The organism is Flavobacterium piscisymbiosum (assembly GCF_020905295.1).
In the GTDB taxonomy this organism is placed as follows: Bacteria; Bacteroidota; Bacteroidia; order Flavobacteriales; family Flavobacteriaceae; genus Flavobacterium; species Flavobacterium piscisymbiosum.
Genome location: NZ_JAJJMM010000001.1, coordinates 2805824 through 2823145 on the forward strand (window position 1 = coordinate 2805824; position 17322 = coordinate 2823145).

Sequence of the window (17322 nt, forward strand, 5' to 3'; positions counted from 1 at the left end):
ATTGATATTTGTTTTTAGTATAAAAAATATTCTATCAATATTAAAAGATTTCTAGCTATGGAAAAAATTACAGTAAAACAATTAATTAAATTCAGAGGAAAAAGTGAAAGAACTAAGATCACTTTTGTTAAAAATCTTGATAAAGAGAAAATAAAATCGCCGGATGATTCTGGAGGTGATTACTGGATTAGTTGTTTGAGTGCTATTAGAAATACTTTTAAGTTTGACAATGCAGATTTGTTAGATGAGAAGATTAATCTATTGATTGATAAAATTAATATTGAAGAAGATGGAAGAATAAAAGATCAATTTCAAAGAAATCTCGACATTGTAAATAATTTTAAGGATTATGATTTTAAACATTTAAAACCAGATGTTGATTTGATTTTTCTTACGCAACCAAAAGATCATGCTATACTTAATATAAAAGGATTTCCAATTGAAGCCAAACCTTGTCACATTTTTACATTTTCAAATAAAAAAAGTGAAGAAATAGCAGGAGTTTGGTTTGTAGCTCAAATAAATGGTTTCAAAAAAAGTGAACTTGGAATGTTTGCAGATATGATTTATAGATATTTAGATAAACACCATTCAAAAGATTTTTATGTAAATCCAGACTATTGTATTGCAGTTGACCTTTATAATGGACAAGAAGTGAGTTACTCGGAAATTCAAAATGGTAAAGTTCCGATTTTAATTGATTCAACATTGGAAGATTTAAAAGAAGTAGATAGAGACTAGTTAAAACATCATTTGAAATTGAAACATTATGGAAATTCAAGAATTTATTTCTCAGTATAGAAATCACCCAATTCTTTTTATAGGGACAGGTATAAGTTTAAGATATTTAAAAAATTCTTACACATGGGATGGTTATTAAGTAAAATCGCTTTAGAACTAACTGGAAATCCTGAATATTATTTAGATGTAAAGTCTCACTGTCATACAAATTCTACTTTTGATTATTTAAAAATTGCTAATATTATTGAAGAAAAATTTAATTCTACTTTACAAGAAGATAGAAATGGAAAATTTAAACATATCAATGATGTTTTTTATGAAAAGATGAAAAATTCAATAAGCATAAGTAGGTTTAAAATTTATATTGCAGAGTTATTTTCTAAAATAGAATTTAGAGATGAAATGCTTGAAGAATTAAAAGATCTTAAAAAGATTAGGAAAAATATAGGTTCTGTTATTACTACAAATTATGATGGCTTAATTGAAAATATTTTCGAGTTTACAAAATTGATTGGTAATAATATTTTATTAAGTAATCCTTATGGCTCAGTTTATAAAATTCATGGATGTTTTGAGAATCCTGAAAAAATTATTATAACAAATAATGATTATGAGGCTTTTGATAATAAATTTGAATTGATAAGAGCGCAGTTGCTATCATTATTTATTCATAATCCGATTGTTTTTCTAGGTTATAGTGTTGGAGATGAAAATATAAAGAAAATTTTAAAAACAATTTTTTCTTATGTAGAGCCAAATTCTGAATTAGCTACAAAAATAAAAAATAACTTTTTGCTTGTTGAATATGGAAAAGATATTGATGATCTAACTATAAGTGAGCATGATATAGTTTTAGAAGGAGATTTAACAATTCGTATTAATAAAATTAAAACTGATGATTTCTCTTCAATATATAATTCAATTTCAGATCTTCAATTACCAGTAAGTGCCCTAGATATTAGAAAAGTTCAAAACATAGTCAAGGAAATGTATGCAGGAGGAGATATAAAAGTTAGTATTACGGAAGATTTAGACACCTTAAAAAATGGAGAAAAAATTCTAGCAATCGGCTCACAAAAAACAATAAGTTATCATTTTGAAACAGGAGCTGAACTTTTATCAAATTACTTTAATGTTATTGACGAGTCTAATATTCAAATTTTAAATTTAATTGATAAATTTAAAATTCAAGCAACTCAATATTTTCCAGTTTTTGGTTTCCACAAAATTAATAGTGGATTTGAGACTGCGGATAAATTAAAAAAACAACAGGTAAATAATATAAATTTATGCATGAAAAATATGCCAGTATCATGTAAGGTTATGCATGGATCTATTGATGGTATTATGGAAGATGAACATATTCCTCCATCGAGTAAAATGAATGCATTAATGTGGAGTACTTTCCAAGATAATATTAATCTGGATGAAATAGAGCAATTTTTAAGGGAGAAAATGTCAACAACATCAACTGATTATAGAAAACTATTAAGTGTCTATGATTTAAAAAAGTATAACAATTGAAAACTTATTTAATCAAGTTAATAATAAATAAAAATAAATTTGAAGTATTCGCCGCTAGCGCGAGTGTCTCGCTCTTGCCCAAATAGAATATCAATTAATATCACTTTCTAAAATAGTCTGGTCATTGTTCTCGTAGTTTTTTCCAGAACTGTCTTTCTAATCTATTGTATTTGTATCAAAGGCGATACTAATGATTCTTAATAAAAATTAAATCTATGAATTACCTAATTACATTTCGTGATAATAAAACAACTGAACAATTTGTTGATGAGATAAATCGTATTGAAGGAATAGCATTAAAAGATTTGAAAGTCAGAGATTTGCTTTATTATAACGGAGAACCAATTCGTTCAGGAATTGGAGTATATATATTTAAATCAAAGGATAAATGTTATTATGTAGGTAATTGTGTAGCAAGATGTTTTGCTGAACGTATTCCTGCTCATTTCGACTTACGGAAGGTAGGATGGTTTAATACTTTATTAAAAACGATTATTAAAAATGAATTTGCCGATAAAGAGATAACAGATGATTCATTACATATAGCTGCTAAATTTGCTTTTGATAATATAAATTTGGTTTTAGTAAATTTTGAATATCACAAGCATTATATTAATCAAAAAATAAAAATAAACAATTTAGAAAGAGATCTAGGTAAAGCTTTAAGTTCTTATAATAAAAACTTTAGAAAAAATCAATCATTACAAATTGAAAATGATCTTCTTTAGCTTTTATAAATTAAGAAAAAATAAACAAAGAAACCTTGATCTTTTTAAGATCGAGGTTTCGTTATAAAAAAATATTATTAGAAATTACCCAGCTCTCTGAAGTCTTCTCGAAACGTGAAATTTTGCTGTGCGAAGTCTCCCGACTTCGTACCCGTTCCAATATTAAAATAACTGTATTTGCCAATCGTTGTCGCTACGAAGTCGGGAGACTTCGCAGAGCGGTGTCTATTTTGTAGAAATGACAAGATTGGAAAATCTCTTTGGAAAATTGCATTTTTAGATTTAGATTTGAAGTGCAAACTATGATAGAAGAAATCTTAACAAACTATATTAAGTTCATTAGAAATTTTGAAACTTTACTAAAGGATAAGTACAAACAAGATATAAATCCATGTTCGTTTTCTCGTACTTTTTTTGAAAGAAAAGGAAATATTGATGGAATTGAATATTGGTTTCATGGAAGTGGCTGTACGGCAGAAAAAGATGGAGTTATTTATGCTTATGACATTGCTATAAATGAAATTGAGTTTTCGCAATGGAAATTTTCAGAACTTATTAGAACGCACCCTGAATATCAAAAATTAAATTATAGTCCTGAATTTATTGAATATGAATTGTATCAACTTTTCAATAAAGGAATTTTGGGTTGGGTTATTATTGAGGGAATAGAAGGAAAAGATTTTGGATGTGTTTTTATGGAATATAGAGTTCTTCTGGAACCGCCTTATGTTATAAATTAGTTTTTCCAATAAACCTTCTTATGAAAAAGAGTCCTCAATGCAATCGAGCACCAAAAGACATAGATTTACTACCCACTATTTCGCTAATCAATTAGGATAAAATGACTATTATAGTCTGATTGAAAAATATTTTTCTTAAATTAGAGAAACAATTAAATTCAAAAGACATGAATCCATCAAAAATAATAGGAATAATTCTAATCGTTATTAGTCTCGGTGTGGGATATATAGGTATCAACAAAATAGCTGATAATACAAAAGAAATCAATTTATTAGGACTAAAAATTAATGCGTCAAACGAATCCGGTAAACAACAAGGATACCTTTATTTAGGACTGGGCATCATTTTACTTGTGGGCGGAATTTATACTGTCAACAAATCAAAGTAAAGTCATGTAAGTAGGGATTGTAAATATTGAATGAGGGTATTGTTGGGTAATGATTTCTTGTCAATTAATTTTAGACAAAACTTCTTATGAAAAAGAGTACCCTAGCCCTGATAGAAGTGGAAATCCTTTTGTGTCCGCCGCGGCGGACACAAAAGATTGAAACGAATAGCAGGAAATAGCTCCTGAAAAAAATGAACTTCCAATATTAAAAATTCCAAATTCCATTTCAAAAAATGGCATCACAAGAAAACCTTAGAACCTTAGTGTCTTAGTCCCGAAGTTTCGGGATAGAACCTTAAAAAAAATAACTATTTTTGTGAAATCATATTCAGCAAAAATGTCAATAACTAAGGAGTTAGAACAATTATCAACATCGCTAGAAGGAACACTTTTATACGATGATCTTCATAAAACGCTTTATTCGACCGATGCTTCGGTGTACAGGATTAGACCAAAAGCGGTTGCTGTGCCTAAAACAATCGAAGACATTAGTAAAATAATCAGGTTTGCAGCACAGCATCATCTTTCGATTACACCAAGAACGGCCGGAACTTCGCTTGCCGGGCAAACGGTTGGTGACGGAATTGTGGTCGATGTTTCGAAAAACTTTACCAAAATCCTGAATTTTGACCCGATAAAAAAAACAGTTACAGTTGAGCCCGGTGTGATTCGCGACGAACTTAATTTATTTCTGAAACCCCACGGCGTATTTTTTGGTCCTAATACTTCGACGACAAACCGATGTATGATTGGCGGAATGGTGGGGAATAATTCTTCTGGGACAACTTCCATCAGATATGGTGTAACGCGTGATAAAATTGTCGAAATCAAAGGACTTTTGAGCGATGGGTCGGAAGTGGTTTTTAACAAACTGACTTCGGCTGAATTTATCGAAAAAACCAAAGGAGATACTTTAGAAAATAAAATATATAAAAGTCTTTACGACGAACTTTCGGTAAAAGCAACGCAGGACGAAATTATAAAAGAGTTTCCGAAACCGGAAATTCATAGACGAAATACAGGTTATGCCGTTGATATTCTCTTAAAATCGGATTTGTTTGGCGGAACTGAACCTACAATAAACGTAGGGAAATTACTTTGCGGAAGCGAAGGAACTTTGGCCTTTACTTATGAAATTACCTTAAAAGTCGATGATTTACCGCCTGCGAATAATATTATGGTCGTGGCGCATTATCATAGCATTCAGGAATCGCTGGAATCTGTTGAGGTAGCAATGAAACATCATTTGTACACTTGCGAAATGATCGACGATACGATTTTAGATTGTACCAAAACAAGTCGTGAACACATAAAAAACAGATTCTTTTTGGTTGGAGAACCAAAAGCAATTATGATGTTTGAAGTGGCTTCGCACGATCCTGAAGATGCCGAAAGACAAGCGAATGCTTTGGTGGCCGATTTAGAAAAAAATAACTTTGGTTACGCGCTCGTAAAAATTTACGGTGCCGATATCGAAAAAGTAAACGAATTGAGGAAAGCCGGTCTCGGACTTTTAGGAAGTATTGTAGGCGACGAAAAAGCAGCCGATTCTATTGAAGATACAGCGGTTGAATTAAGTGATTTACCGGCTTATATTGCGGAGTTTTCGGCAATGATGTTACGCCACGGACAAGGTGCAATTTATTATGCGCATGCCGGAGCGGGCGAACTGCATTTGCGTCCGGTTTTGAATTTGAAGAAAACATCAGATCTTAAACTCTTTAGAACCATCGCGACCGATGTGGCGATTTTGGTGAAGAAATACAGAGGTTCATTAAGCGGTGAACACGGCGACGGAATTGTGCGCGGAGAATTTATTCCGTTTATGATTGGCGAAACCAATTATGAATTGCTGAAAAGAATCAAATTGGCATTTGACCCGAATTCGGTTTTGAATATTGGGAAGATTGTCAATGCCTTGAAAATGGATGAAAACCATCGTGTAGTTTCGGGCAGGGTAGAACCGGATATTAAAACGTTTCAGGATTTCTCAGACAGTTTAGGAATTTTGCGCGCTGCCGAAAAATGCAACGGATCTGGCGATTGTCGAAAATTACCATCGGCAGGAGGAGCAATGTGCCCGAGTTATCGTGCGACCAAAAATGAAAAAGAAACAACGCGTGCAAGAGCCAATGCGTTGCGTGAATATTTGACGTATTCTGAAAAAGAAAATAAATTCGACCAGAAAGAACTTTACGAAGTTTTTGAGTTGTGTGTAAGCTGTAAAGCCTGCGCCAGCGAATGTCCGAGTAATGTGGACGTTGCAACTTTGAAAGCCGAATTTTTATACCAATATCAAAAAGCAAACGGATTTTCGACCCGAAATAAGATTTTTGCGCACAACGCAAAATTGAATAAAATGGGAAGTAAGTTTCCGTCGATCACCAACTTTATTTCGAATCAATCGCTTGTTAAAAAAAGCATGGGAATTGCGCCTGAAAGACAAGTTCCGCTTTTGGCGAAAAAGACGTTCAAAAAATGGTACGAGAATCATAAAGCACAAAAAAGCGATTTCCCAAACGGTCAAGTGTATTTGTTTAATGACGAATTCACGAATTATTATGATGTAAATATCGGAATCGACGCTTTTGAATTATTGACGAAATTAGGTTACGAAGTGCTAATCGTAGATCACGAAGAAAGCGGAAGAACCTATTTATCAAAAGGATTTCTGGAAGAAGCCAAAAAGATCGCGAATATCAATGTAAATATTTTCAAGGATTTAATTTCCGCGAAAGCGCCATTGATAGGCATCGAACCTTCGGCAATTCTGACTTTTAGAGACGAATATTTACGTTTGGCTGATGATAAGGAAGCTGCTGAAAAAGTATCGCAAAGCGCTTTTACAATCGAAGAATTCTTTAAAAAAGAAATCATCGACGGAAAAATAAAACCGGATTCTTTCTCAGATGAAAAGAAAGAAATCAAGATTCACGGACATTGTCATCAAAAATCATTGAGTTCGGTAGAAGCGACTTTCGCCATGCTGAATTTACCAACCAATAATACAGTTACAATTTACAATTCGGGTTGTTGCGGAATGGCAGGATCGTTCGGTTACGAAAAAGAACATTATCAGGTAAGCATGCAAATGGGAGAAGATACCCTATTCCCAAAAGTGCGTGCCACCGGAGAAAACGTAAAAATCGCCGCCGCAGGAACCAGCTGCCGCCATCAAATTTTTGACGGAACGAGTAGAGAAGCACAACATCCGGTGAGTATTTTGAGAAATTGCTTGCGTTGAGAGATGGCACGCAGATGACACAGATTCACTTCGTGAAAACGCGGATGAACACGGATTTTTTTTGTTTCACGCAGATTCTGCAGATTTAAGCAGATCTATTTGGATTTTGTTTAATAAAGAATCTGTGCGCATCGGCTTAAATCTGCCAAATCTGCGTGAAATAATTTGTGCTAATTTGTGAAATTTGCGGTTAAAAAAGTTCAGCCACAGATTATTAAGATTAAAATGATTTTGTCTAACACAATCCAGATAGCTATCTGGAGCAGATTTCAACAGGTTTAATTTAGATTTTTATAAAATAATCTGCGCGCATCTGCTTAAATCATTTTAAATCTGCGTGAAATTCATATTAAAATAATCTGTGTTAATCATTTTAATCTGTGGCTAAATTTTTTCTCTCGCAGATTTGGCAGATTTAGCAGATTTTTTTTGACAAAGACTAAAAAGAAACCCGCGTTAATCCGTTTTACCAGTTAAAACCAGCGTGCAAAAAAAAACTTTGTGACTTAGCGCCTTCGTGGCAAAAATAATTCACTGATAAAACAAAATCGTTTTATATATTTGAAATCAGGATAATTTTTGCATTATTTGCAAAATAAAACCGCAAACACCGATTTAAATTAATTTTAAAAGTAAAACCATATATGGCATTATCAGGTTTATTCCGAAAAAAAACGGTACAAGATATTCTGAAACAAGTTGCAAAAAACGAAGCAGACGGTCATAATGCATTAGGAAAACATTTAACGACCAAAGATTTAACTGCTTTCGGGATTGCTGCTATTGTAGGAGCCGGAATTTTTAGTACTATCGGAAAAGCCAGTGCAGACGGTGGTCCAGCGGTTATCTTCTTGTTTTTATTTACGGCATTAGCCTGTAGTTTTGCGGCTTTTGCTTACGCCGAATTTGCCTCAATGGTTCCCGTTTCAGGAAGTGCTTATACGTACTCGTATGTAGCTTTTGGAGAACTAATCGCCTGGATAATAGGTTGGGCTTTAATCATGGAATATGCAGTTGGGAATATAACGGTCGCCATATCGTGGAGTGATTACTTTACGGGACTGCTCCAGAGTGGCGGAATTCATCTCCCGCAATGGATACAGATGGATTATCTAACCGCTTCAAACGGATTTAAAGATGCCACAGCTTTAATGCAGGGCGGAAAATCATACGACAATTTGGGTAGAGGTCTACAAGAAGCGTATACAGCCTGGACTACAGCGCCAACAATTGGATCTTTCCATTTCGTAGCCGATTTGCCGGCATTGTTCATCATTGTTTTAATTACCGCTTTGGTTTACAGAGGGATGAAAGAATCTCGTAACGCCAGTAACTTAATGGTAATTGTAAAACTTTGTATCGTACTTTTAGTAATTGCAGTTGGTGTATTTTATGTCGATACAGCCAATTGGGATCCGTTTGCACCAAATGGTGTAAGTGGCGTTTTAAAAGGAGTTTCGGCTGTTTTCTTTGCTTATATTGGTTTCGATGCGATCTCAACAACTGCTGAAGAATGTAAAAATCCGCAACGTGATTTACCACGCGGAATGATGTGGGCGATTATTATTTGTACTATTTTATATATTGCCATTGCCTTGGTTTTAACCGGAATGGTGCGTTATAACGAATTAAATGTTGGAGATCCTCTGGCGTTTGTTTTCGATAAATTAAACCTTAAATGGATGTCAGGAATTATAGCCGTAAGTGCTGTAGTGGCTATGGCGAGCGTTCTTCTGGTTTTCCAGATGGGACAGCCTCGTATCTGGATGAGTATGAGCCGTGATGGTTTATTGCCAAAGAAATTTTCTACTGTTCACCCAAAATTCAAAACACCTTCATTTGCAACCATTGTAACCGGTTTTGTTGTTGCAGTTCCGGCCTTGTTCCTGAACCTGACGATGGTTACGGATTTATGTAGTATTGGAACATTATTTGCCTTTGTTTTGGTTTGTGCAGGAGTTTTGGTTTTACAAAATAAACCGGAGATTCCAAGAGGAAAATTCAAAACCCCTTATGTAAATTCAAAATTTATCTTGCCTGTTTTAATGATTGCCGGATTGTATTATGCTTTCGCATTCAACAGTAAAGCGACAATGGCTTTTATAAATAATGATGCACAAACAAACGATGCAACGACAATTATTACCTCTCTGGACAAAGAACAATCAGCGAAAGTTTTCAATTATTTAGAAAGTATCGATGTTAAAAATATAACTGCCGAAACATCAGATTTAGAACATTTACTAAGTCAATACCAAGACGATGATGCTAAATATGCTGAGGTTGTAAAAGGATTGCCGATCAGCGATTCCTTAAAATACGAATCAGGTTTCAGTTTATTCAAACACAAAATCCCAATGTGGATATTCTTATTCGTTTTAGTTGGTTTAGCCGTTTGGGCATTCAGAAAAAATCTGTCTTTAATTCCACTTTTAGGGCTTATTTGTTGCCTTTACATGATGGCCGAATTAAGCGTTTGGAACTGGATTTATTTCACCATCTGGTTACTAATCGGACTTGTGATTTACTTTACCTACAGTAGAAAAAACAGTAAACTTAATTTCCCTGCAGAAGCGTAGATAATTATTAATTGTGAATTGTAAATTATAAATGGAAAAGCCGTTCTGATCGATTTCAGAACGGCTTTTTTTGTTTTGTTTTTGTGGTTGTATTCTTATTTGTTCTGAAAGTTTTTCTTTAAGTTTACACTTATAATTTTAATTTAATATTTTAAATAAATGAGTTTCCTTAAAAATTTACTGGGCAAAAAAGACACTCCCATTGAATCCTACAGCGACTTTTGGAATTGGTTTCTAAAACATGAAAAAGAGTTTTTCAAAATTGTTCAAAACGGACAAAACATACATCAGGATTTCTTTGATAAATTAGTACCAAAATTAAACGAAATCCATGATGGGATTTATTTTCTTGCAGGGATGTTAAATGATGAAACGGCAGAATTGGTGTTGACTCCAGACGGAATAATCAGAAATATTTATATAATAGAGGAGCTCGTTAATGCGGCTCCTAAAATTGAAGGGTGGAAGTTTACTGCACTTAAACCAGCATCAAATATTGAAGATGTCAGTATTACTTACGAGAACTTTGAATTTAATTCTGGTAATTTAAAGTTTTATCCCAATTTGCATAAAAGTTATCCGGACGAAATTGACCTAACTGTGGTTTATGAGAATTTTGAGGAAGATAAAAAAGCTACAGTTACAAATGGAGTTTATATTTTCTTAGATAACTTTTTGGGAGAATTACATTCAGTAACTTTAATTGATAATCTCGAAGTAATAGGAAATGAGAACGTTTCTCAGGAATTGATTCCAATTGAAAAATTAAAAGATTATTTAATCTGGAGAGAAAAAGAATTTGTAGAAAAGTACTACGGGATCAGACACAATACAGAAAATGACGGCTATGCAAATTTTGAAGGAAAAAGTCAAGAAGGCGGAGTTGTCTTAGCAATAATCAATTCGACGCTTATAGAATGGGATAAAAAAGCATCTCATCCCTGGATTTTTATTGTTGCAATTCCATTTCAAAAAACAGATGAAACCGGTCTGCCTGATGAGGTAACTTATAAGTTATTAAATGACATTGAAGAAGAAATAATGGTTAGTTTGCCAGACTCTGATGGATATCTAAACATTGGAAGAGAGACAGCCAACAATAACAGAGAAATCTTTTTTGCATGTAAAGAGTTCAGAAAGCCACCAAAAGTTTTAGATGCTATAATCAAAAAATACAGCCACACTTTTGAAATAAGCTATGAAATTTACAAAGATAAATATTGGCAATCTTTTAGACATTTCGAACAAAATTAAGGCAAAAGCCATTCTGAAAATAATATCAGAACGGCTTTTTATTTTTTGCCACAGATTAAAAAGATTAAAAAGATTTTTTTTCACGCAGATTGCTTCGCCTGTTCGCTGTCGCTCGGGTCTGCAGATTTAAGCAAATTAAAATAGATTTGTTTGAGCTAGCCAATAAATAAATCCGCTCACATCTGCTTCAATCTTTTAAAATCTGCGTGAAATAACTTAGTGCATCTCTGTGAAAACTCTCCGCGAATCTCTGTGAAATAACCCTATAGAACCCCTAATTCCATCATACAAGCCTTCATCATCTCATAAGTACGCTCAATATCGTTATCCAACCCAATCGAAAAACGAATCAAACCATCCGTCAAACCCATTTCGTGTTGTTCTTCAAGCGGAATTTCACTAGAAGTCGAAGTTCCCGGCGCGCTAAAAAGCGTTTTGTAAAACCCTAAACTTACTGCCAAGTAACCCAAATTTCTGGCTTGCATCAACTCCATTAATTCATTGGCTTTCGCCAAAGTGCCAACATCAATTGTTAGCATTCCGCCAAAACCATATTCAGGATTAATCATCGTTTTGTATAATTCATGACTCGGGTGACTTTTCAATCCCGGATAAACTGTTTTAAGTCCGTCTTTTTCGAATTTGTCAGCTAAAACATGCGCATTATGACTGTGTTGTTTGATACGAATATGCAACGTACGAAGATTCTTCATCACACTAGCCGATCGCAAACTATCCATCGTTGGACCTAAAAGCATACTTGCTCCTGAGTTTACATTTTTCAGCGAATTAATAAATTCTTTCGAAGCACAAGTCACACCGCCAACCGTATCGCTGCTTCCATTTATGTATTTTGTCAAACTATGAATCACAATATCAGCACCTAATTTAGCAGGCGAAACCGATAATGGTGAAAAAGTATTATCGACAACCAGTTTCAAATTATGCTTTTTAGCAATTTTAGCCAAACCCGCAATATCGGCCACTTCCAATAACGGATTACTTACCGTTTCGCAATACAAAACTTTCGTTTTTGGCGTAATTGCAGCTTCCACAACATCCAGTTTAGTAATATCTACAAAGCTCGTTTCAATGCCAAAACGCGGCGTAAAATTCTTCAAAAAAGCATACGTTCCGCCATAAATAGTTCGGCTCGAAACAATATGATCGCCCGCACCGCACAATTGCAATAGCGTAGGCGTAATCGCGCCCATTCCTGAAGCCGAAACATTAGCCGTTTCCGTTCCTTCCATCGCCGCCAAAGCCTGATCCAGATACAAATTACTCGGCGAAGAATGGCGTGAATACAAATAACAGCCTTCCATATTTCCTTCAAAAGTATCGAACATCGTTTTTGCCGAAAGAAACGTATAAGTCGAAGAATCAGAAATTGAAGGATTCACACCCCCAAATTCACCAAAGTATTGCAAATCCTGAATTTTATCAGCTGGGTTAAAGTCTTTCATAATTAGTTTTTGAATTGATATTTTATTGTTTTTTGATGTTTATTTATTTGTCATCCTGAGCGAAGTCAAAGGATTAGGAGCTATTTCCTGCTATCCGTTCCAATCTTTTGTGCCGAACCCCGGCACAAAAGGATTTCCACTTCTATCAGGGCTAGGGCATTCGTTTTCAAAATAAATTCTATTCAAAATAACATCTTATTGGAAAATTAATCAATGATGTGTTTAATAATTAGAATTTAAAACTATAAAATCTACTTTGTATAGATTATTATTCTAAATTTGATTCAGGAAAACCAAATTACTAGATTTTCTTTCATTTCATAAAACAACCAAAAATGACTTTAGACGCCACCGACAAAAAACTCTTGGTTCTATTACAAACCGACAGTAAAAAAACAACCAAAGAGTTGTCCTTAAAACTCAATCTTTCGGTAACCGCTGTTTATGAGAGAATCAAAAAGTTAGAGCGCGAAGGAATAATCAAAAACTATGTAGCCTTAGTCGACAAATCAAAAATGGAAAAAGGATTTGTTGTTTTCTGTCATTTAAAACTCATTCAGCATACCAAAGAATTCTTAACCAAATTCGAAAGTGAAGTCATCAAACTCAACGAAGTTCTGGAATGTCACCACGTAAGCGGCGATTATGATTATATCCTAAAAGTTCTGGTAAAAGACATGGAAGCCTACAGAGAATTTCTGGTAACCAAACTCACAACGTTGCAACATATAGGCAGTACGCAAAGTATGTTTATGATTAGCGAAGTAAAGAATTCGACGGTGATTTTTTAAAGATACTAAGGTTCTGAGTTGCTAAGATTCTAAGGCTTAAAGTTTTTATTATAGCGGTTAATTAAAGGCAAAGTCGCAGAGTAGCAAAGTTCTTTTGAGTTGCCTCCAGCTTTAGCTGGAGGAATAAGATCCGACTAGAAAAGGCTTTAGCCAAACGACATAGATTTGGCTAAAGCCCTTTCGGATTGACAATATTTCCATCCAGCTAAAGCTGGACGCTATTCAATGAGTATGTCCAATATTTAAAAAACTTTGCGACTTCGCGCCTTTTCAAGCAAAAAAGAAAGTGATCTTAACACATTTCAAAAAAAAAAGATTTAAAATGCAACGATAATGGAAACAAAAGAATTAAGACGTAAGCTTATAAAAGATTTTGGAAAATTTATTGAAGATGATTCTAAGTTAGAAATTTTAGAAAGTGTTTTTGATGCCATAAATCACGATGAAAAAGAATCAATTGTTTTTGATTCTTATTATGATATAGTTGCTGAAGAGAGAGAAAAATACATCTCCGGAGAAAATAAAATAAGTTCCTGGGAAGAAGAGGAAGAGAGATTGAACGCTAAATACAGTCTTTAATCTTAAAATTTTACCACTAGCAGAAAAAGAAATTGACTAATCTATTGAATTTTACGAAAGCAGAAGTAAAGGTTTAGGAAAGCAATTTCTATCGTATTTGAAATCGTATCTAAAAGTCTTAAAGACAAATCCAGAATTATTTGAAATAAAAAAGAAACCATGTTATCGCGAATTAACATTGGTAAAATTCCCTTTTGTAATTATTTATGAAATTATCGGAAATGATGTTATTATTCATCCTGTATTTCATACTTCAAGAAATCCTCAGAGAAAACCTTAGTAAAAAGGGACAAAGGCTGAGGTGCAAAGTGGCAAAGGTCTTTAAAATAATATTAAATTTGAAAGTCATAAAAAAAAATAATAAGATGGAACAGTGGGGACCGATATCTTTAAGTGAGCTTTTTGATGAAATTCAGAAAACAGAAAAAGATTTAGATGGGGAATTGAAGAATTTCTGGGATTTGATTAAAATCGATCCAATAAAATGGGAAGAGAAAGAATATGGTGAAATGGGAGGAGGTTTTTGGGTTGTCGCTATTTGCGGATACAAAGTTATTTGGTTTAATGATATTGAGGAAGGATTTAATATTTCTAATTATAAGATATTTGGAGAAATTGATGGCTATTGGTGTAATCAGGACGAGATTGCGTGGTCAGTTGCTAGATTGTTTGAACTAGTTAAATTTGGTGGAGGCGTTATCGGACAAGCAAGTGGTCCACACAATATGATTTAAATCAAAAAATAAAAACTTTGCGCCTCTGCTCCCGATAGCTATCGGGATTGCGAGACTAAAAAATAAACCTTAGCAAACTCTGCGCTAAAATACCCAATTCATAAAAAACTTTGTGCCTTAGTGCCTTCGTGGCAGAAACCCTCCAATCCAAAATTTCACACAAAAAACATTGCCATTTAAACTTTAAACAAAACTTTATTCCTTAATTTTGTATCGCTAAAAATAAAATTTACAAACTATGAGTTCATTTGACGTAGTCATTATAGGTTCAGGTCCTGGCGGATATGTATCAGCAATTCGTTGCGCACAATTAGGTTTCAAAACAGCAATTGTAGAAAAGTATAACTCTCTTGGCGGAACCTGCCTTAACGTAGGTTGTATTCCTTCAAAAGCATTATTATCTTCTTCTCATCATTATGCCGAAATTGCTCATTTTGCAGATCACGGAATCGAGGTTTCCGGAGATGTAAAAATCAATTTAGAGAAAATGATCGCGCGTAAACAAGCCGTTGTAGATCAAACCGTAGGTGGAATCAACTACTTAATGGATAAAAATAAAATCACTGTTTTCAATGGTTTAGGTTCTTTTGTAGACGCAACGCACATTGCAGTTGCTAAAGCTGACGGAACATCAGAAACTATCGAAACAAAATATGCTGTAATCGCTACGGGTTCAAAACCATCATCTTTGCCTTTTATCAAAATTGATAAAGAAAGAATCATCACTTCTACTGAAGCTTTAGCTTTAAAAGAAGTTCCAAAACACTTGGTAATTATTGGTGGTGGTGTTATCGGAATTGAGCTTGGACAAGTTTACTTACGTCTTGGTGCTCAGGTTTCTGTAGTTGAATTCATGGACAGAATTATTCCGGGTATGGATAGTTCTTTGTCTAAAGAATTGACTAAAGTATTGAAAAAACAAGGAATGAAATTCTACGTTTCTCACAAAGTAAAATCGGTAGAAAGAAACGGCGATGCTGTTGTAGTTCAGGCTGAAAATGCAAAAGGAGAAACAATCACTCTTGAAGGAGATTATTCATTAGTTTCTGTTGGTCGTCGTCCGTACACAGATGGATTGAACGCTGACAAAGCTGGAGTAAAAATTTCAGACAGAGGACAAGTTGAAGTAAACGATCATTTACAAACTAATGTTCCAAATATCTATGCAATTGGAGATGTTGTTCGTGGAGCAATGTTGGCGCACAAAGCAGAAGAAGAAGGAACTATGGTTGCTGAAATCTTAGCGGGTCAAAAACCACATATTGATTATAACTTAATTCCTGGTGTAGTATACACTTGGCCGGAAGTTGCTGCAGTTGGACAAACTGAAGAGCAGGTAAAAGCTTCAGGAACAGAATATAAAGTGGGAAGTTTTCCTTTCAAAGCATTAGGGCGTGCAAGAGCAAGTGGAGATCTTGACGGATTTGTGAAAATCATTGCTGATGCGAAAACAGATGAAGTTTTAGGAGTTCACATGATTGGAGCACGTACAGCTGATTTAATTGCTGAGGCAGTTACAGCAATGGAATTCAAAGCTTCTGCTGAAGATATTTCAAGAATGAGCCATGCGCATCCAACTTTCGCGGAAGCGGTAAAAGAAGCAGCATTGGCCGCTACAGATAATAGAGCTTTACACGTATAATCTACGGACATCATAATTTAAAACCGCCATTCCAATATTTTTTTGGGATTGGCGGTTTTTTATTGTTTTATTTATGCTGTCCCTACGGGACACTTTTTATCAACCACTTTTTTTTCCTACCAACATTAAACTCCTAACGGAGTTGAATGAACTTAAGGCATAACATATAAATTTTATATCTCGGAGAGATTATATATTGGTAGCAGAAAAGATATAAAATCAGATAGAAATGTTGTAAATTAAATTTAGGTTTCTCAGGTTATCTTTACAAGTCTAAAAGATAATATTATGAAAAATAGATATATAGCTCCGGTTCTTCTTGGGGCAGGAGTTGCACTTGCTCTTTATTCCTGTGGAGCGACAATTCCGGAAAAAGCAAAAGCAGTCACTAATTTTGACAAATCGAGATACTTAGGAAAATGGTACGAAATTGCCAGACTGGATTTTAAGTATGAAAAAGATCTCAACAACGTCACAGCCGAATATTCTCTAAACGATAACGGTACGATTAGAGTTAATAATAAGGGCTACAATGTCAAAAAAGACAAATGGGAAGAAAGCATAGGAAAAGCCAAATTTGTCAAAAAAGACAATATTGGTATGCTTAAGGTCTCATTTTTTGGTCCTTTTTATGCCGGATATAATGTAATTGCAATTGATGAAAATTACAAATACGCACTTGTTGCCGGTGAAAATTTAAAATACATGTGGATACTTTCGAGAGAAACCACCATACCGGAAAGCATAAAAGCAGATTATCTGATAAAAGCTCAGGAAATTGGTTATAAAGTGACAGATCTGGTTTGGACACAACACAATAAGACAAATTAATAAAGATTATAACGTTGAGTCTTTATTAAATAAGAAACCCGATGCTCAAGAAGTATCGGGTTTCTGTATTTTAAGTAAAA

The 17322-nt window shown here is 34.1% G+C and carries 15 protein-coding genes; 14 read left to right on the plus strand and 1 reads right to left on the minus strand.

The annotated features are described in order from the left end of the window. The first annotated feature begins 57 nt into the window (after nt 1–57). The 8 genes from LNP81_RS12225 (at nt 58) to LNP81_RS12260 (ending at nt 11199) form a co-directional block, all read left to right on the plus strand. On the plus strand, nt 58–741 hold the full coding sequence (locus LNP81_RS12225; protein ID WP_230036165.1) for a hypothetical protein: 684 nt from the start codon (nt 58–60) through the stop codon (nt 739–741). Nucleotides 742–864: 123 nt separating this feature from the next. Next, nucleotides 865–2265 carry an SIR2 family NAD-dependent protein deacylase gene (locus tag LNP81_RS12230; RefSeq protein ID WP_230036167.1) on the plus strand — a complete coding sequence of 467 codons (1401 nt, stop codon included), beginning with the start codon at nt 865–867 and terminating at the stop codon, nt 2263–2265. A 215-nt stretch (nt 2266–2480) separates the two neighbouring features. Beyond that, nucleotides 2481–2993, plus strand: a complete 513-nt coding sequence (locus LNP81_RS12235; RefSeq protein WP_230036169.1) for a hypothetical protein — start codon at nt 2481–2483, stop codon at nt 2991–2993. 302 nt (nt 2994–3295) lie between these two features. Further along, nucleotides 3296–3733, plus strand: coding sequence for a DUF6896 domain-containing protein (locus tag LNP81_RS12240; RefSeq protein WP_230036171.1), 438 nt, complete (start codon nt 3296–3298; stop codon nt 3731–3733). A gap of 167 nt (nt 3734–3900) precedes the next feature. Continuing rightward, entirely contained in the window at nt 3901–4122 is a 222-nt protein-coding gene (locus LNP81_RS12245; protein ID WP_072975947.1) for a hypothetical protein, read from the plus strand. Nucleotides 4123–4459: 337 nt separating this feature from the next. Continuing rightward, nucleotides 4460–7366, plus strand: coding sequence for an FAD-binding and (Fe-S)-binding domain-containing protein (locus tag LNP81_RS12250; protein WP_230036173.1), 2907 nt, complete (start codon nt 4460–4462; stop codon nt 7364–7366). Between the two features lie 644 nt (nt 7367–8010). Continuing rightward, nucleotides 8011–9945 carry an amino acid permease gene (locus tag LNP81_RS12255; protein WP_230036175.1) on the plus strand — a complete coding sequence of 645 codons (1935 nt, stop codon included), beginning with the start codon at nt 8011–8013 and terminating at the stop codon, nt 9943–9945. Nucleotides 9946–10104: 159 nt separating this feature from the next. Continuing rightward, the gene (locus LNP81_RS12260) at nt 10105–11199 is read left to right on the plus strand and encodes a DUF695 domain-containing protein (protein WP_230036177.1); all 1095 of its coding nucleotides are present in this window, start codon (nt 10105–10107) and stop codon (nt 11197–11199) included. A gap of 263 nt (nt 11200–11462) precedes the next feature. Here LNP81_RS12260 and LNP81_RS12265 read toward each other — a convergent pair whose 3' ends face one another. Continuing rightward, on the minus strand, nt 11463–12665 hold the full coding sequence (locus LNP81_RS12265) for an aminotransferase class I/II-fold pyridoxal phosphate-dependent enzyme (RefSeq protein WP_230036179.1): 1203 nt from the start codon (nt 12663–12665) through the stop codon (nt 11463–11465). Nucleotides 12666–13000: 335 nt separating this feature from the next. Between LNP81_RS12265 and LNP81_RS12270 the strand changes: the two genes are divergently transcribed. The 6 genes from LNP81_RS12270 (at nt 13001) to LNP81_RS12295 (ending at nt 17242) form a co-directional block, all read left to right on the plus strand. Then, complete coding sequence (locus LNP81_RS12270; protein ID WP_099711220.1) at nt 13001–13456, plus strand: Lrp/AsnC family transcriptional regulator; 456 nt, start codon at nt 13001–13003, stop codon at nt 13454–13456. 333 nt (nt 13457–13789) lie between these two features. Continuing rightward, nucleotides 13790–14035 (plus strand): hypothetical protein, encoded by a 246-nt coding sequence (locus LNP81_RS12275; RefSeq protein ID WP_230036180.1) that lies wholly within the window; start codon nt 13790–13792, stop codon nt 14033–14035. 97 nt (nt 14036–14132) lie between these two features. Next, on the plus strand, nt 14133–14315 hold the full coding sequence (locus tag LNP81_RS12280; RefSeq protein WP_230036182.1) for a type II toxin-antitoxin system RelE/ParE family toxin: 183 nt from the start codon (nt 14133–14135) through the stop codon (nt 14313–14315). After that, on the plus strand, nt 14257–14769 hold the full coding sequence (locus LNP81_RS12285) for a hypothetical protein (protein ID WP_230040963.1): 513 nt from the start codon (nt 14257–14259) through the stop codon (nt 14767–14769). Before LNP81_RS12280 ends, LNP81_RS12285 begins: the two co-directional genes overlap by 59 nt. Before the next feature lie 238 nt (nt 14770–15007). Next, complete coding sequence (gene lpdA, locus LNP81_RS12290) at nt 15008–16411, plus strand: dihydrolipoyl dehydrogenase (RefSeq protein WP_072964517.1); 1404 nt, start codon at nt 15008–15010, stop codon at nt 16409–16411. Between the two features lie 288 nt (nt 16412–16699). Beyond that, nucleotides 16700–17242 carry a lipocalin family protein gene (locus LNP81_RS12295; protein WP_230036184.1) on the plus strand — a complete coding sequence of 181 codons (543 nt, stop codon included), beginning with the start codon at nt 16700–16702 and terminating at the stop codon, nt 17240–17242. Nucleotides 17243–17322 lie beyond the last annotated feature (80 nt).

Excerpts from the sequence above, each read along its gene's own strand:
- LNP81_RS12225 (WP_230036165.1), top strand. The coding sequence starts at position 58 with ATGGAAAAAATTACAGTAAAACAATTAATTAAATTCAGAGGAAAAAGT.
- LNP81_RS12230 (WP_230036167.1), top strand. The coding sequence starts at position 865 with ATGGGATGGTTATTAAGTAAAATCGCTTTAGAACTAACTGGAAATCCT.
- LNP81_RS12235 (WP_230036169.1), top strand. The coding sequence starts at position 2,481 with ATGAATTACCTAATTACATTTCGTGATAATAAAACAACTGAACAATTT.
- LNP81_RS12240 (WP_230036171.1), top strand. The coding sequence starts at position 3,296 with ATGATAGAAGAAATCTTAACAAACTATATTAAGTTCATTAGAAATTTT.
- LNP81_RS12245 (WP_072975947.1), top strand. The coding sequence starts at position 3,901 with ATGAATCCATCAAAAATAATAGGAATAATTCTAATCGTTATTAGTCTC.
- LNP81_RS12250 (WP_230036173.1), top strand. The coding sequence starts at position 4,460 with ATGTCAATAACTAAGGAGTTAGAACAATTATCAACATCGCTAGAAGGA.
- LNP81_RS12255 (WP_230036175.1), top strand. The coding sequence starts at position 8,011 with ATGGCATTATCAGGTTTATTCCGAAAAAAAACGGTACAAGATATTCTG.
- LNP81_RS12260 (WP_230036177.1), top strand. The coding sequence starts at position 10,105 with ATGAGTTTCCTTAAAAATTTACTGGGCAAAAAAGACACTCCCATTGAA.
- LNP81_RS12265 (WP_230036179.1), bottom strand. The coding sequence starts at position 12,665 with ATGAAAGACTTTAACCCAGCTGATAAAATTCAGGATTTGCAATACTTT.
- LNP81_RS12270 (WP_099711220.1), top strand. The coding sequence starts at position 13,001 with ATGACTTTAGACGCCACCGACAAAAAACTCTTGGTTCTATTACAAACC.
- LNP81_RS12275 (WP_230036180.1), top strand. The coding sequence starts at position 13,790 with ATGGAAACAAAAGAATTAAGACGTAAGCTTATAAAAGATTTTGGAAAA.
- LNP81_RS12285 (WP_230040963.1), top strand. The coding sequence starts at position 14,257 with ATGATGTTATTATTCATCCTGTATTTCATACTTCAAGAAATCCTCAGA.
- lpdA (WP_072964517.1), top strand. The coding sequence starts at position 15,008 with ATGAGTTCATTTGACGTAGTCATTATAGGTTCAGGTCCTGGCGGATAT.
- LNP81_RS12295 (WP_230036184.1), top strand. The coding sequence starts at position 16,700 with ATGAAAAATAGATATATAGCTCCGGTTCTTCTTGGGGCAGGAGTTGCA.